General features: G+C 60.7%; 15 protein-coding genes. 4 read left to right on the top strand and 11 right to left on the bottom strand.

Annotated features, from left to right (window positions below; genetic code table 11):
- Nucleotides 1-11 precede the first annotated feature (11 nt).
- Nucleotides 12-416 carry a hypothetical protein gene (locus tag SPITH_RS05235; RefSeq protein ID WP_014624657.1) on the top strand — a complete coding sequence of 135 codons (405 nt, stop codon included), beginning with the start codon at nt 12-14 and terminating at the stop codon, nt 414-416.
- Nucleotide 417: 1 nt separating this feature from the next.
- Here the strand turns inward: SPITH_RS05235 and guaA are convergent, their stop codons facing one another.
- The 4 genes from guaA to SPITH_RS05215 are packed head-to-tail and all read right to left on the bottom strand — an operon-like array spanning nt 418 to nt 6,085.
- The gene (gene guaA, locus SPITH_RS05230) at nt 418-1,971 is read right to left on the bottom strand and encodes a glutamine-hydrolyzing GMP synthase (protein WP_014624656.1); all 1,554 of its coding nucleotides are present in this window, start codon (nt 1,969-1,971) and stop codon (nt 418-420) included.
- Nucleotides 1,956-3,182 (bottom strand): adenylosuccinate synthase, encoded by a 1,227-nt coding sequence (gene purA, locus SPITH_RS05225; RefSeq protein ID WP_014624655.1) that lies wholly within the window; start codon nt 3,180-3,182, stop codon nt 1,956-1,958. The genes guaA and purA overlap by 16 nt, the downstream gene beginning before the upstream one ends.
- A 27-nt stretch (nt 3,183-3,209) precedes the next feature.
- Complete coding sequence (gene guaB, locus SPITH_RS05220) at nt 3,210-4,655, bottom strand: IMP dehydrogenase (protein ID WP_014624654.1); 1,446 nt, start codon at nt 4,653-4,655, stop codon at nt 3,210-3,212.
- Nucleotides 4,652-6,085 carry a lyase family protein gene (locus SPITH_RS05215; protein ID WP_014624653.1) on the bottom strand — a complete coding sequence of 478 codons (1,434 nt, stop codon included), beginning with the start codon at nt 6,083-6,085 and terminating at the stop codon, nt 4,652-4,654. The genes guaB and SPITH_RS05215 overlap by 4 nt, the downstream gene beginning before the upstream one ends.
- Before the next feature lie 78 nt (nt 6,086-6,163).
- Here SPITH_RS05215 and SPITH_RS05210 point away from each other — a divergent pair, with 78 nt between their 5' ends.
- Nucleotides 6,164-7,708 (top strand): pallilysin-related adhesin, encoded by a 1,545-nt coding sequence (locus SPITH_RS05210; protein WP_014624652.1) that lies wholly within the window; start codon nt 6,164-6,166, stop codon nt 7,706-7,708.
- On the opposite strand, the gene SPITH_RS05205 is transcribed toward SPITH_RS05210, so the two are convergent.
- Genes SPITH_RS05205 through SPITH_RS05175 form a run of 7 tightly spaced genes read right to left on the bottom strand, consistent with a single transcriptional unit; the run spans nt 7,702 to nt 13,784 of the window.
- Nucleotides 7,702-8,565: an SPOR domain-containing protein gene (locus SPITH_RS05205; RefSeq protein ID WP_245523460.1), complete on the bottom strand. Its 864-nt coding sequence runs from the start codon at nt 8,563-8,565 to the stop codon at nt 7,702-7,704. The two genes, SPITH_RS05210 and SPITH_RS05205, sit on opposite strands and share 7 nt — an antisense overlap.
- A 13-nt stretch (nt 8,566-8,578) precedes the next feature.
- Entirely contained in the window at nt 8,579-8,848 is a 270-nt protein-coding gene (locus tag SPITH_RS05200; RefSeq protein ID WP_013313784.1) for a hypothetical protein, read from the bottom strand.
- Nucleotides 8,821-10,167, bottom strand: a complete 1,347-nt coding sequence (gene miaB / locus SPITH_RS05195; protein WP_014624650.1) for a tRNA (N6-isopentenyl adenosine(37)-C2)-methylthiotransferase MiaB — start codon at nt 10,165-10,167, stop codon at nt 8,821-8,823. Before miaB ends, SPITH_RS05200 begins: the two co-directional genes overlap by 28 nt.
- A 9-nt stretch (nt 10,168-10,176) precedes the next feature.
- Complete coding sequence (locus SPITH_RS05190; protein ID WP_014624649.1) at nt 10,177-11,433, bottom strand: AICARFT/IMPCHase bienzyme formylation region; 1,257 nt, start codon at nt 11,431-11,433, stop codon at nt 10,177-10,179.
- The gene (locus SPITH_RS05185; protein ID WP_014624648.1) at nt 11,430-12,116 is read right to left on the bottom strand and encodes an MGS domain-containing protein; all 687 of its coding nucleotides are present in this window, start codon (nt 12,114-12,116) and stop codon (nt 11,430-11,432) included. Before SPITH_RS05185 ends, SPITH_RS05190 begins: the two co-directional genes overlap by 4 nt.
- Entirely contained in the window at nt 12,098-12,898 is an 801-nt protein-coding gene (gene folE2, locus SPITH_RS05180) for a GTP cyclohydrolase FolE2 (RefSeq protein ID WP_014624647.1), read from the bottom strand. Before folE2 ends, SPITH_RS05185 begins: the two co-directional genes overlap by 19 nt.
- On the bottom strand, nt 12,891-13,784 hold the full coding sequence (locus tag SPITH_RS05175) for a bifunctional 5,10-methylenetetrahydrofolate dehydrogenase/5,10-methenyltetrahydrofolate cyclohydrolase (RefSeq protein ID WP_014624646.1): 894 nt from the start codon (nt 13,782-13,784) through the stop codon (nt 12,891-12,893). The genes folE2 and SPITH_RS05175 overlap by 8 nt, the downstream gene beginning before the upstream one ends.
- 106 nt (nt 13,785-13,890) lie before the next feature.
- Between SPITH_RS05175 and SPITH_RS05170 the strand changes: the two genes are divergently transcribed.
- Together SPITH_RS05170 and SPITH_RS05165 are read left to right on the top strand one after the other, a co-directional pair.
- Nucleotides 13,891-14,526, top strand: a complete 636-nt coding sequence (locus tag SPITH_RS05170) for a TP0733 family outer membrane beta-barrel protein (protein ID WP_014624645.1) — start codon at nt 13,891-13,893, stop codon at nt 14,524-14,526.
- A gap of 8 nt (nt 14,527-14,534) precedes the next feature.
- On the top strand, nt 14,535-15,569 hold the full coding sequence (locus tag SPITH_RS05165; protein ID WP_014624644.1) for a hypothetical protein: 1,035 nt from the start codon (nt 14,535-14,537) through the stop codon (nt 15,567-15,569).
- The last annotated feature ends 16 nt before the right edge of the window (nt 15,570-15,585 follow it).

The raw sequence follows: 15,585 nt of genomic DNA, 5'->3' as shown, positions 1-15,585 counted from the left end.
GAGAAGAGAACGTGAAACCTTCGGTCAAGGCGTTTCTGCTCGTGGCACTGGTCTTTCTCATCGGGGCTGCCATGGGAACAGGAGCGACGCTCCTCTACATGAAAACCCATCCCCGCTCCTTCAGGGCATTGTTTTTTCAAGCTCCTCCACAGACTTCAGACATCATCCGCGAGGAGTTCACGAGACGTCTCCGACTCGATCCCGAGCAGGAACGGAAACTTCTGGACATATGGGATCGCTACAGCAAGCGCTTCCAGGCTATCGAAGACGAGTTCAAGGACGCTCTGCGTACGGAACTCGAGCAGATGAGGGAGGAGATGGCCCCCTATCTCACCCCCGAGCAACGGGAGTTCCTCTTCGAGAGACTCACCCGACCGCCGCGACACCCCCTTCCCCCACCCCCCGCTCCACGCTAGGCTACTCCCACTCTATGGTGGCGGGTGGTTTGCTCGAGACATCGTAGACCACCCGGCCTACATCCTTCACCCGGTTCGTGATGAGCGCAGCGATTTCCAACAGGTCCGCCGTGGGAAAGGGATAGGCGTCGGCCGTCATCCCGTCCTTGGAGGTGACGGCACGGAGGGCCACCACATACCCGTAGTTGCGGTCGTCCCCTGTCACCCCCACGGTCCGTACCGGCAGAAGGACACAGAAGGCCTGCCATATCTCGTGGTACAGGTGACGCCTCTTCAGCTCGTCGATGAAAATCGCGTCGGCTTCCCGGAGGATGTCGCACTTCTCCCTGGTCACCTCCCCGAGTATCCTCACCGCGAGGCCGGGTCCAGGAAACGGGTGGCGCTCGAGCACCTCCCGGGGTACACCGAGATGAGCCCCCAGTCTGCGCACCTCATCCTTGTAGAGCATGGAGAGGGGCTCGATCACCCTCCCTTCCTTCCGCTTCCGCTCGATGAGAGGGGATCGCACATTGTGATGCGATTTGATGACCTTCGCCTTGTTCCCCACGCCTTTCCCTGATTCGATGAGATCGGTGTAGAGGGTACCCTGGGCGAGGAAGGCCTGATCGGGGATCCTTCGACGTCGAAGCTCCTCCTCCTGGACCTGGATGAACACATCCCCGATAATCTGACGTTTCTTCTCGGGATCCACCACCCCCTTGAGGGCCGAAAGGAACCTCTCCTCGGCATGGACGATATAGAGATTGCTGGCTCCAAGGGTTCGGAGATTGGCCTCCACCTCCTCGGTCTCGTTCTTCCTCATGAGGCCGGTATCGATGTAGAGGAGATGGACCTGCTCGGGTGGAAATGTCTTGAGCAGGAGGGCGGCCACCACGGTGGAGTCCACCCCTCCCGAAATGAGGAGGAGGAGAGGATCATCCCCCACTTGTGTCCTGAGGAGCCCCTGGACATCCTCGAGGTACGAGGCCATGGTCCACGTCTTCCGGGCCCCACAGATACGTACGGCGAAGTTCTCGAGCACGGTGAGGCCGTACGCGCAGTGGGTCACCTCCGGATGGAACTGGATCCCGTAGAGCGGGAGTCGCTCGTGGGTTATGCCGGCCACCAGGTTGTGCTCCGAACGTGCGATCACTCGAAATCCCTCGGGCACCTCCACGATGGTGTCACCGTGGCTCATCCACGAGACGAACCCTTCCGGGACGCCCTCGAAGAGCGGCGAGGCTTCGGTGAAGAAGAGTCTACTCCGACCGTACTCGCGGTGATCGAGCGGGGCCACCTTCCCCCCGAAAAGGTGCGCGAGCTGCTGCACCCCGTAGCATATCCCCAATATGGGGATACCCAGGGAAGAGACGCGCGGATCGACCTTCGGCGCCTCCGCATCGTAGACCGAGTAGGGAGAGCCCGAGAGGATGATCCCCTTCACGCCTTCAAGGGGCAGGGATTCCACCGGCGTATCGCCGGGAACGACCTCGCTGTAGACCCCTATCTCACGGATCCGCCTGGCGATGAGCTGGCAGGTCTGACCTCCGAAATCGAGGACTAGGATCTTTTCCATGGGTCCTTCCGGATGATGGTCTCCTCCCTCTCACATCCCACCGATACGATCTCCACCGGAGTGGAGGTGTACTCCTCTATGAGATCCACATAGGCCCTCGCCTCGGACGGAAGGTCGTCATAGGATCGGCACTCCCGTAAGGACCGCTTCCACCCTTTGACGGTCCGGATGACAGGTTCGGCATCCTCGAGCGCCGAAATGGAAGAAGGGAACTCGGTGATCACGTCTCCCCCTATCCGGTAGGCGACACACACCCCGATCTCATCGAACGTATCGTAGACATCGAGGTGTGTGAGGTGGAGAGCCGAAAGACCTCCCGCCTCACAGGCGTACTTCAATGCCACGAGGTCGAGGTAGCCGCACCTTCGGGGACGTCCTGTGGTGGTGCCGTACTCGTGCCCTATCTCACGGATCCTGTCGCCCAGGCCCGCCTCATGATCCCGGAACTCGGAGGGGAAGGGCCCATACCCCACCCGTGTGGTGTAGGCCTTGCAGACGCCGTACACCGCATCGAGGTCACAGGGTCCCACGCCGCCCCCCAGGGACGCACCCGCAGGAGCGGAGACGCCGGAGGAGACGTACGGATAGGTGCCCACGTCGAGGTCCAGGAGGATACCCTGTGCCCCTTCGAAGAGGATATTCCCGGACACACGGCCTCGCATGAAGGAGACGAGGTTCACGAGGAGGGGCTCGAGGCGGGAGAGATAGGGTTCGACGAACCTCTTCTCCTGAGGGGTGAGGCGGGAAAAGAACTTATCGTCGAAGAGGTCTATCATCCGCACCCCGTCCCTGAAGGCCTTCTTCGCATACGCCACCCCTATCCCCCTCCCCGTCGTCCCGATAGGGTAACGACGCTTCTCGTCTACGGCCTTGTCCTCAGCCTTGTAAGAAGGAAATACCAGATGCGCCCTGTCCGAGATATAGAGCCTCCCCTTCCAGTCCACCCCGAGGGCTTCGATCTGGGAGAGTTCCAGGAAGAGTGCCTCGGGATCGATCACCATCCCCGTGCCGAGCACCACTTCCGTGTCCGGGTACACGATCCCGGACGGAACGAGATGGAGCTTGTACGAGACACCGTCGTGCACGATGGTGTGTCCCGCATTGGCTCCCCCCGAATACCTCACCACGAGATCCGCCCGGCTCGCGAGCACATCCACGATCTTACCCTTCCCCTCGTCCCCCCATTGAGCTCCTACCACCACTATGTTCATCGTCGCTCCTCTCTCTTTTTTCTCGTGCTATCGGGAATAGTTCGGAGGCTCCTGGGTCACGGTCACATCGTGGACATGACTCTCTCTGAGCGCCGCATGTGTGATCTTCACGAATCGGCGATAGGATCTGAGATCCTCGAGGGTACGGCACCCGCAATACCCCATCCCCTTCTTCAGACCAGATACGAGCTGGTGGAGATAGGGGGCGAGTTCGCCTTTGTAGGGGACTCTCCCTTCCACTCCTTCGGGCACCGGCTCCTCTCCCTCGCCGATCTGATACCGATCTCCCGAACCTTCCCTGATGGCACCGAGAGATCCCATACCTCTGTAGCTCTTGAAGATACGTCCCTCGTAGATGATCTCCTTGCCCGGAGCCTCTTTGAGCCCGGCGAAGAGGTTCCCGATCATCACCGCATGGGCACCGGCCCCAATGGCCTTCACGATATCCCCCGAATACTTGATACCCCCGTCCGCTATGACAGGGACGCCGTGCTTCGCAGCCTCCTCCGCACACTGGAGTACGGCACTGAATTGCGGCACCCCTATCCCCGCCACGATTCTCGTGGTGCAGATGGAACCGGGGCCGATACCCACCTTCACCATGTCGGCGCCGGCTTCGATGAGGGCCTTCGTCCCTTCCACGGTCGCCACATTTCCCGCGATCACCGGGATGTCCCATTCTTTTTTTATTGCCTTCACGGTCTCGACGACGTTGCGTGTATGTCCGTGCGCCGTATCGATCACCACCACGTCAACCCTGTTCTCCACGAGAAGCGGGAGGCGCCGTCTGAAGTCCCCCGGAGAGACCGCAGCCCCCACGAGAAGACGGCCGTGACTATCGAGGGCGGCACGAGGATGTTTCTGATGCTTCTCTATATCCTTGACCGTCACGAGACCGATCAGCTTCCCCGTCTCGTCCACGAGGGGGAGCTTCTCCACCTTGTGTCGGTCGAACGCCTCCTGGGCCTGGTCGATAGTGGGTCTTCCCCGCTCCACCACCGGGTCCGGGGTCATCACCTCTTCCACCTTCAGCCGTTCGTCCTTCACGAACCGGAGGTCCCGACCGGTGAGAATGCCGCACAGGGTCCCTTTCTCGTCCACCACCGGGAGGCCGGAGATGTTGTACTGCTGCATCAAGGCCTTGGCCTCCCTCACGGTTTGTCCCTTCCGGACGGTGATAGGCGACTCTATGATCCAGTTGAGGTAGCGCTTCACGGCCGCCACCTGGCCGGCCTGCTCCTCGGGAGAAAGATTCCGGTGGATGACCCCCAACCCGCCTTCCAGGGCCAAGGCGATCGCCATCTCCTTCTCCGTGACCGTGTCCATCGCAGCAGAAAGAATAGGGATATTGAGCCTGAGCCGCGGATGGAGTTCCACTTCAACCCTCGCCTCGGAGGGAAGGAAATCCGCGTATCCTGGGAGGAGAAGGATATCGTCGTAGCTGAGTCCTTCGAACATCTGCATCTGATTCATAGGCGCTCCTCTATCTCGTCCATGAGCCGTGAAAACTCGCGTGCGAGCTCCCGGGCACGTTCCGGGGCCTTGCCGCGATACCTCCATGGTTCTGCAAAGAAGGTCTCGGGCTCCTCGCCCACCGTCTCCGCAAGCGAGGAGGACAGTTTCTCCCAGACCATCCGATCCTCGGCGAGCACCTGGAGGAAGGACTTGCCCGTGCGTTCCGCCTCGAGGGTCGCCCTCCTTACGATCTCGTGACCGTTCCATTCGCCCGCCCGGGCAAGGAGGACATAGGCGGCCTCGGCCAACATCGCTCCCCCACCCTCCTTCAGGTGCTGGAGCATCCGGTCCCTATGCACCTTGAGCCCTGCGAGGATACGTCGCATCCTCTCGGCTGCGGCCACGAACCCCGCCACGTACTCGGTCACGAACCTCGCCGAAGCGGAATTGGTGAGATCCCGCTGATGCTCGGAGATCTGATCCAGGTAGAAGGTGAGGACCCTGGGGGCGAAAGCCTTCCAGAGGCTCTTCACATGTTCCGAGTTCCAGGGATTCCGCTTGTGCGGCATGGTGGAGGAACCCACCTGCTTCTCCCCAAACGCCTCCTGGACCTCACCTATCTCGGATCGTTGGAGGTGCCTGAGATCATCCGCCAGATTGGCGAGGATCCCGAATGCCACGTTGAGCTCGAGGAGGAGACGAAGGAGGTACTCAGGCTCCACGAGCTGAGTGGCATGGTCGGTGGGGAGGAGCCCGAGTCTCGAAAGGACACGACGCTCGAATCCCCGGGGATCCCTCACCAGAAGGCTCGTGGCGTTGTAGGCACCCACCGCGCCTGAGAGTTTCCCTCTCAGATCCCTGGAGAGCTCTTCCAGGCGGAGGATGGACTTCCCGAGCCGGGAGACGTATTCGGCGACGGCATATCCGAAGGTGATGGGCACCGCATACTGCCCATGTGTCCTCCCCACCTGAGGAGTCTCGGCCTCATGTTCGGCAAGCTCGATGAGCCTCCGCTCCACCTGGAGGAGGAGTGGGAGGACCACCCGCCGCATCGCATCCCGATAACGGAGCGCCGCAGCCGTATCCATGATGTCGACCGAGGTGGCCCCGAGGTGGACGTAGGGTCGAACCTGTTCGGGGAGATGACGCACGTAGACGTTGACGAGGGCGCGGATGTTGTGCTGTGTCTGCGCCTCTTCCTCATACACCTCATCCGGCGTCACCTCCTCGGCGGCCTTCCGTACCGCCCGTTCGAGATCGGGGTCGAGCACCCCTGCTTCCTCCAGATGAGTGAGGAGCAACGCCTCCTCCACCCTGAGGAGATACCAGACATTCCCCTGCTCGCTCAGGTATCGGGAGAGTTCGTCGAAGAGCTCCCTGTTGGCCAGGTAATACCTGTGGTCGAGCGGGGAGAGATTGAGGTAGAGGGATTTCTCCTGCGATGACATGGGGGAATCATTGCAGATTTGAGAGGCTTTGTCAAAGACTCCCTTGGCGAAGGCTTCTCCAGTCCGTAGAATAGCCCCATGCACGCCACGAGACTCCTGCAGATCATGTCGCTCATCGTCTTTCTCCTCCTTCTCTCCTGTGCCCCCACGCCGGGCGGAAGGAGATCCTCACCAGGATCCCTCCCCATTCTCGAGCAGGAAACACGCTTCGTCTCCCTCTCTCCTCAGGAGCACCCGAACGAACAGGAAAGCGAAGGCCTCTTCGCCAAGCCCTACATCTCCCTTCCCGAATCATCACAGGTCATCACCGTGCTCACTGTACAGCTCGATATGGATGGTGAAGAGGAACAACTCGTGGCATACAAGACCAGCCCCCAACCGGCCACCCCCATCACCCTCTCGGTCGCGGACTACGACAGTATCCGTGATGTCTACCGGGAAGTGTGGAAGACCTCGCTTCCCATGACGAGTCCCTACTTCTTCTCGATGGAGGCAATCGATCTCACGGGAGACCACACCCCCGAACTCGTGGTCCAGGGTATCACGGAAACAGGAGACCTCAATCTCCAGATCTTCCGCAGGACCCTCTCTCCGTGGGGGCTCTCCCTCTCTTACAGATCCGTCCTTTCCATCACCACTCAGGGAAAGGTGGAGATAGTGCGCCATGAGCGTTCCACGGCCTACGCCGAGGGTCAAACCACCGGCCAGGCCTTCCCGGTACGTGTGACCACGGAACGCACCGACGAGGGCGGCACGATCATCCAGACCATCACGACGTACGAGTGGGATGTCTTCCAGGAGGTTTACACCGTGCGCGCCACGGAAGAACGAGCCCTGGAGCACCGGGGCGATACCTCGGAAGAACTCCGACGCCTCTTCGAGGGAACCGCCGAAGCCATCGCCACTTTCGTGGCCGGGCCGTGGTTCAAGGAAGAAACCCACGAGGAAACATTCCTCGTGCTCGACTACGAGAACAGGGAGATATCCTTCTATCGCGAGGACATCCAGGAGATCTACCTGTGGCAGAACTCGATCAAGAACTTCTACCGGGGGATCTCCATCATCGCACAGAACAAGACACTCCCTGGCCTTTCCATATCGATCTACCTCTCACTCCAGGATGCGAACACCATACAGATATCGATCACCACACCCGAGATACGGGATCCATCCCCCTGGAACGGGACCTATTCCCGCTTCACGGAAGGACTCCAGAGGGCCTTCTTCTCCCGCTCTCCCATCTCTCCTCGTCCCCTGCACCTCTCCGGTGTGTTCACGAACGAAACCACGGGAGGACAGGTGATCTTTTCCGATCCCTCCCGTCTCACATGGCACACCGAAGACAAGAGCCTCTCCGGATTCTTCACCACCTATGCGATCAAGGAACACACGATCCTCGAGTTCCTCCTCTTCGAGGAACGACATACCCCCCCGACGCACAGACTATTCCTCGTGACATCATCGAAGGAAGAGACCGTGCCGCTGGGCGTGAAGAAGGAACTCGTGCTCCTGCCCATCCGCCTCACCCCCTTCGGGGTGGAACCACTCCCCTCCGCCGTTCCCATCACCCTTCAGCAGATCATCAGGGAACAGCGGGAGACCCCTGCCCCCACCCCTCAATAGAACACGACGAACCCCTCGATGCGCTGGTCCTTGAGGGAGACCAGGATCTCCTGGGCTCTCTCCTGGGTGAGAGAGGGAGTCTGGGCCTCCACAGGAAGGAGCACGCGGAAGAAGGTCCTCCCATCCCTCACGGCCTCGACTATCAGTGCCGTGAAGCCCTTTTCCCCGAGGATGTCCACCATCTCCTGAGCGTTCTTTCGTTCGAGGAAGGACCCCACCTGGATCCCAACCCGCAGCCCTCCCTCCTCATCCGTAGTCGCCTGCTCCCCGGTGCTCCCGGCGGGGGACATGGTCACCCCTTCGCCCAGGGAAAGCATGTACGAAGGATACCAGGAAATCTCGGCGTGTGAAGCGGAAAGCCCTCTCACGAGCACCGACTCGGGACTCTCCGGAAACAGCTCTTCCAAACGGTCCCTGATCCTCTCCGCCGACGTCCCCTCACCATTCAAGAGGCTCGCGAGAAAGGCCGTATACAGGAGAGCGGGGGTAGGATCGGACAGATCGAGAAGGGCCGTCGTGAGGGCATGGGCATCCTCGAAGCGCCCCGTGGCGAGATAGATATGAGCGAGGAGCAAGAGCGCATCCCGTTTGATCACGGTGGAGACATCCTGAGAGAGGAGTTCCCGCGTCCTCGATTCCGCAAGGACGAAATCCCCCAGCTCGTAAGTGAGGCGAGCTATCCCAAAGAGATCGACAGGATCGCGGGAGACCGAATACCTCCGAGTGAGGGCTGCGAGTGCTCCTTCCAGATCGCCCGAGAGCTCCAGTGCAAGAATCTGCTCCCGCGAAACCGCACCCACTCCCTCGGCAGGCAACAGCCCCCCCGGTGGGACGCACCAGAGGAGGAGTCCCAGCACAAGAGTGTACAGCCTACCTCTTCTCCGGAACCTCGCCGGATGTCTCCTTCCTGGAATCATCGCCTGAACTCCCCTTCTTCTCTTTTCGGCCCCGCCGGAGAAGAGTAAAGGGAATCGTCACCACGACACCCAGGAAGAAGGCGAAACTCAAAGCGAAGGCCACCCGTACATCCTCCAGGGTGTACACGCCGAACGAGATCGTGGTCCTGTTGTCGAGGTTGAGACCTACGAACACGAGGACCAGGATGAGGAGCACTATCGTGAGGATGAATCTCCAAGGCATCGTATCACCTCCTTGGCTCTGAATGTGTTTCCCTCAAGGGACACGAGTTGCACGTGGGCGAAACGACCGATCCTCTCAGGGGGAGCCGGGAAGACCACCATTTCGTCCTGCTCCGTCCGGGCGAGCACCTCGTCTTCCCGCTTCCTGCTCACCTCTTCCACCAGGACATCCACCATCCGCCCTATCTTCCTCTGCTTCCACTCCAGGGAGAGCTCCCTCTGAAGTCTGATCACCCGACCCAACCGTTCCTTCTTCACCTCGAGAGGGATGGGGTCTCCCCATTCGTACGCCCGGGTTCCCTTCCGTGGGTTGTAGTAGTACGTATATGCATCGGCGAAGCGAACCCGACGCATGAGGTCGAGGGTGAGCTCCAGATCCTCCTCCGTCTCCCCCGGAAAGCCCACGAGGATGTCCGTAGTGAGGGCTATCCCGGGCATCGCGGTGCGGATCCTCTCGACCAGGTTCAGATAGTGCTCCCTGGTGTAGCGGCGGTTCATGGCCCCGAGGATCCGGTTGGAGCCGTGCTGCACAGGCAGGTGAAGGTGTTTGCAGATAGAAGAAGAAGCGCTCATCACCTCGATCAGCTCCTCGGAGAGATCCTTGGGATGTGAGGTGAGGAACCTGAGCCACGGAAGCTCGGGGAATCTATGGACGATCTCCCTGAGGAGGCCGGCAAATCGCATCTCTTTCCCCTCCCACGTGAAGCGGTAGGAGTTCACGTTCTGACCAAGGAGCGTGATCTCCCTCACACCCTTCTCGAGGAGGGCCTCTATCTCCTCAAATATCTCGGAAGGGCGCCGCGAAATCTCACGCCCTCTCACATAAGGGACGATGCAGTATGAACAGAAGTTGTTGCACCCGTGCATGATGGGGACGAAGGCCTTGAACCCCAGTCCGCTGTGATGGAGCTTCTCGAAGCTGTACTCGTCCTCCTCGGTGAGGAGAAGCTGCTGGAGGAGGGTGAGATCCTCGGCCCGCTCCCTGAGGAGCCGGACGAAGGAGTTCTTCTGGAAGGTACCGACCACCACGTCCACATGGGGGAACGCTTCGAGCACTTCCTCCTTCATGCGCTCCGCCATGCACCCCATGAGGACCAGGATGAACCTCCCGTGCTTCTTGAGATACCTGTAGTAACCGAGCCGCCCCGCGATTCGTTCCTCAGCGGTCTGGCGCACTGTGCAGGTGTTGAGCACCACCACGTCTGCCTCTTCCGGAGCTGAGGCACGTCCCCATCCCGCCTCCTCGAGATCCCGTATGAGGGCCTCGGACTCGGCCTTGTTCATCTGGCACCCGTAGGTCTCCACCCAATAGGTTCTCATCTCGCTCCCCTAGTGGCGGAAACACCGCTGGCCTGTGAAGACCATGGTAACCCCCGCCTCGTTGCAGGCCTGGATCACCTCATGATCCCTGAGCGAACCACCGGGCTGGACCACACCGGTGATCCCCTCGCGGATCCCCACATCGACTCCATCCCTGAAGGGGAAGAAGGCATCGGACACCATGATCGCCCCCTCGAGGCCACCCCTCGCCTCTTCCACCTCCTCCCAAATTTCGCGGCGTTTCGTCTCGTCGTCAAGCTCGTACCAGCTCACTCCGAACCGTTGCCAACAGAGCCGGTCGGCCATCTTCACGTAGGCCTTGTCCCTGGCGATCATCGCCACCCCCACCCTGTCCTGCTCACCGGTCCCTATCCCCACCGTGACACCATCCTTCACATAGATGACCGAATTGCTCGTCACCCCGGTCTCCACGAACCACCCGAAGAGCATGTCCTCGAGCTCCTTTTCGGTGGGTTTTCGCTCGATCTCGTAGCGCACCCCCTGATGCTCGGCCACCGCCGGGAAAAAGTCCTCGGCGGTTCGAACGGAAGAAGCGAAAGAGGCCTGGAGGATGAGCCCTCCGTCCAGAAGTGAGGTGAAGTCGATGTATCGTCTGAAGGCGAACTCCCGGAGATTCTCCATCCTCGAGATGCGCATGATCCGCAGGTTCTTCCGGGTCTTGAGAAGGTCGAGGGCCTCACCCTCGTAGTCGGGCGCCGCCACCACCTCGCAGTACGTACGGGCGATCTCCTCGGCCGTCTGGCGATCGACGGCTCGGTTGAGCACCACCGCTCCACCGAAGGCCGCGATCCTGTCCGCGAAGTAGGCCTTGGTATAGGCCTCCGCGAGGCTGTCGGCCACCGCCACGCCTGAAGGATTGTTGTGCTTCACGATCACGCAGCACGGCCTCTCCTGGAGGTAGCGGAGGATGTGGAGGGCGCTGTCCACATCGGTGATGTTGATCTTGCCGGGGTGTTTCCCCGACTGCAGGAGCTCCACGTCGCTCGAGAGCCATGCACCGTCGGCGAACACCTCCACCGACCCGAGGGAGACCGCACCGTTCACGAGGCGGTACATGGCCGCAGGCTGATCGGGATTCTCTCCGTACCTGAGGCCTCGGTCCTCGCCCTCTATGGTCCAGCTCACCTTCTCGTAGATGAGGGTGTACCGTTCCCCCTCATTGACGAAGGCGAGCTCTATCCGAGGCGGGAAGGGATCCTCCTGAATCGTTCGATACATCCTCTTGAGTTCACGGTAGTCCTTCATGCCTCCGGCTCCTCGTACGGGGAATCCTCGAAGGTTGCGGGCACATGCTCAAGAAACCGGGCAATGGCCCGATCATAGGCCGAGGTGCGGGCGAAGACCTCACGTGCGAGCGAGAGCCGGAGTTCGTAGCTGGTCGCCCCTGTGTGGACCTCGAGGTCCTCGAGCACGCGTCCGTACTGTGAAGGATCGCTCACCGCAGCCACCCGGAGGAAGTTCTTGGCCGCGGCCCTGAGCATACAGGGGCCGCCGATGTCGATGTGGGTCCTTCCGTCCTCTAGCGTGGCCCCTGCCTCGGACACCGCCTTCTCGAAGGGGTAGAGGTTCACCACCACCATATCGAAAGGGACCGCGCCGGTACGGGCCATGTCCTTCCGGTGCTCCTCGTTGTAGGTCTCCGAAAGGAGCCCCATGTAGATCTTGAAGTCGAGGGTCTTCACCAACCCTCCCTGCATCTCGGGCTGCCCCGTATACGAGGAGATGGGGACGAGATGATGGGAGGAGGCTTCCCCCAACACCTCGGCTACGAGACGCGCGGTCCCTCCTGTCGAATAGATGCGCACATCGGGTGCGAGGCGGACGAGCGCCCGAACGAACTCCGGAAGTCCGCTCTTGTCGGCCACGCTGATGATCACGTGCCGTACCGGGACCAGTCTATGCACCAGGTTCACACGATTGAGTTCCATACCGATCGCTCCCTCTTTCCACGCTCTATGCAGGCATAGGCGTTGTGGTTATGGATACTCTCCATGTTCTCCACCTCCACCCTGAACCAGGGGAAGGCGGCGAATCGCTCCACCCGGAGGACCACCTCTCTCGCCACGTCCTCCACGAAGCGGGGATGCTCGTAGCCGTGTTCGGTGATGAACTTCTCGTCCTCACGCTTGAGGAGGGTGTAGATCCCTGCGGAGGCCGAGGCCTCTATCTCTTCGATCATATCTTCTATCCAGAAGAAAGGCCCCAGCTGGACCGTGAGCCGTACCATCCCCCTCTGGTTGTGGGCGCCGAACCGGCTTATCTCCTTGGAACACGGACAGACCGTGTTGATGGGCACCTCTATCCCCACGAAGAAACTGCGGTGTTCCCCGTTGAGCTCCCCTATGTAGCTGCACCGATACTCCAGGAGACTCTTCTGGCGGGAGACCGGGGCTTCCTTCTCGATGAAGTAGGGGAACGAGAGATCCACGAAGGCCGCCTCTGCATCGAGCGCCTTGCGGACATCCTCGAGCATGGAGAGGAACCCCTTCATCTGGATGTTCTTGTAGTGTGCCTGAAAGACCTCCACGAATCTGCTCATGTGCGTGCCGCGAAAGTGATGGGGAAGGTTGGCGAACATGTTCACCGTGGCCACGGTGTGTTGGATCCTGTGCCTCTTGTCGAGCACAGTCACCGGATAGGTGAGGCCCTTGATACCCACCTTGTCGATGGGGATGTTCCTGTCGTCGAAGGCGCTCTGGGTGTCAACCACCACGACGCTCCTGTGCGAGACGGGCGGCCCGCACCGTGTTCCAGAGGAGCATGGCCCGGGTGACGAGGCCCACCCCTCCCGGCACGGGCGTGATCAGGGAGGCCTTCCGGGCGACCTCCTCGAAGGCCACATCGCCTATGAGCCGATATCCCCTGGGGGAGGACGGATCCTCCACCCTGTTGATCCCCACGTCGATCACCACCGCCCCTTCCCTCACCATATCGGCCGTGAGCACACCGGGACGGCCTGCCGCCACCACCACGATATCGGCCTGACGTGTGAAGGAGCCGATGTCGGGCGTGGCCGTGTGGCACACCGTGACCGTGGCGTTCCCCCCCTCCCGCTTCTGCAAGAGGAGGTTCGCCAGGGGCTTGCCCACGATGTTGCTCCTTCCCACCACGACCACGTGGCGACCCCTCACCTCCACCCCCGCGTGGCGCAGCATCATGAGGATACCGTGCGGCGTACACGGCAGGAACGTCTCCTGGCCGAGGACCATCCTCCCCACATTCACCGGATGGAAACCGTCCACGTCCTTCTCCGGGGCGATCCGCTCGATGATGGCCTCCTCATCGATGTGGGGAGGCAACGGAAGCTGGACGAGTATCCCGTGCACTCCTTCCTCCCGGTTGAGCCGGTCGATGAGGGCGCACACATCCTCCTGCCCGGTCTCCTCCGGGAAGGTGTGTTCCTCCGAGAGGATCCCCACACGCGCTGCATCCTTGCGCTTTCCCCTCACATAGGCCACACTGGCAGGATCATCCCCCACCCTCACTACGGCGAGAAACGGCCTGCATCCCGAGCGTGCGAGCGAATCGACCTCCTTCGCCACATCGGCGAGGATCCGATCGGCCACCTCTTTTCCGGAAAGGATCTGAGCAGGCATGCTTTACTCCTCGGAGCTTTTCACGGTATGATGTGTACCAGGCTTTGTAGCACAAAAACGACCGGAACGCAAGGAACAGGCCGATGGACTTCGAAAGGAGCGTTGCATGAAATCCAGAATCAGAAGGCGTGTGTGGGCAGGTCTGCTCTTCTCCCTCTTCATCCTCCAGTGGACGGGGGCCCAGGAACTCCCCACGAAGGAACCTGGAGCACGACCCCGTCCCACCTATGGACTGGGCGATCAGAGTCTCTCCCTCTCCGCGGGTGTGCTCCTCCCCCTCTTCTTCCAGTTCACCGAAGACTTCAGGACCGCCCCCACCAACCTGAGTCTGGGGGGCACCGCATCACTCAAGTGGTCGGGATATCTCTCCGATGCCACCAGGCTGGGGTTCGACTTCGGCGGGATGTTCGCCTTCAGCCCGAACTCGAGGGCCCTCTACATGGTCCCCTTTCTCTTCACGTTCGACTACATCGTCTACGCCTTTCCCTTCGAGGTGCCGCTCCATGCGAGCGTGGGACCGTGCTTCACCCAGCTCGAAGAGCTCTTCCACATAGATCCCATGCTCAAGATCGGGGCCACGATCCTCTGGGACTACGACCCGGCCTGGTCCTTCGGGATGAATCTCCACTACTGGTGGATCATGCAGCTCTACACCAGTAATCCGGATACCCCTCCACCATCCCACTCGGCCTTCGGGAACTTTCTCGAGATCAGTCTCGTAGCGGAATACAGGATACGATAGGAGGCACCATGAAGCGTATCGCCCTCTTCATACCCCTGTTTTTCCTCCTCGTCTCTTGTACGAGGGGGACTGTCGGCATCTTCTACAGCCTCTCCATCGAGGAGAAGATACTGGACCTCTCCAACCTTCCCAATGATCTTCGGGTAGAACGATTCGCCGCGAGCTCAGACCGGTATTTCGTGAGCGAACTCAAGATCTTCTACCGTGATGCGGACTCCTCCGAGTGGGAGACCATCCCCTCCCCCGAGGGGCGGCCGATGAACACCTCACTCGCGGTCTTCGGAGGATATCTCTACGCAGGGTTCACCGACGCAGAACTCACGGAGAAGGGGCTCTACCGGGTGGATGCGAGCGCCTCCTCGTACGATGCAGCCTCCTGGGAGGAGGTGGGCTCCTCGGACCTTCCCTCGGGCACCATCACACGGCTCTTCGCGGCGGGCTCGGCCCTCTTCGCCTGTATCCACGATGGGGGCTCCTATCGGCTCTACTACTCCACCGACGGCACCTCCTTCAGCGATACCGGGCTTTCCCCCTCCGCCCCGGTACAGGGCGTCGCGTTCTTCAGCTCCACCTACTATGTGCTCGCCGAGGACGGGGTGTACGGAGGCTCCTCTCCAACCGGCCTCTCTCAGATCTCCGACTCCGCCTTCGATCCGATCGATGCCTTCACCTCCATCTACACCGACGGGACGACCCTCTACCTCACCGGCATCGATCTGGATGAGGACGGAGACGTGGTGAACGGATACCTCCTCACATACGATACGTCCACCTGGGAGTCTTCCACCGGCTATGATGGAGAGGGCTTCACCTCTTTCACAAAGGAGGGGACCTCTCTCATAGTAGGGACCTACAGCGGTATCCTCACAGGGAACGACATCGATTCCCTCGATTCACCTTCGGACGGAAACTATCTCTCCACCGAACTCCCCGGCCTTCACATCTCCACCCTCTATTACGATTCCAGTACTCAGACACTCTTCGCAGGAACCTTGGGGGGAGGGTTGTGGCAGAGAACCGAAGGGGAGTGGAACAGGGAGTAGCTCCGCACTCAAAGTA

The sequence above is a fragment of the Spirochaeta thermophila DSM 6578 genome (genome assembly GCF_000184345.1).
GTDB classification, from domain to species: domain Bacteria; phylum Spirochaetota; class Spirochaetia; order Winmispirales; family Winmispiraceae; genus Winmispira; species Winmispira thermophila.
Note: the sequence above shows the minus strand (reverse complement) of the source record. Positions and strands in the feature narration are given on the sequence as shown.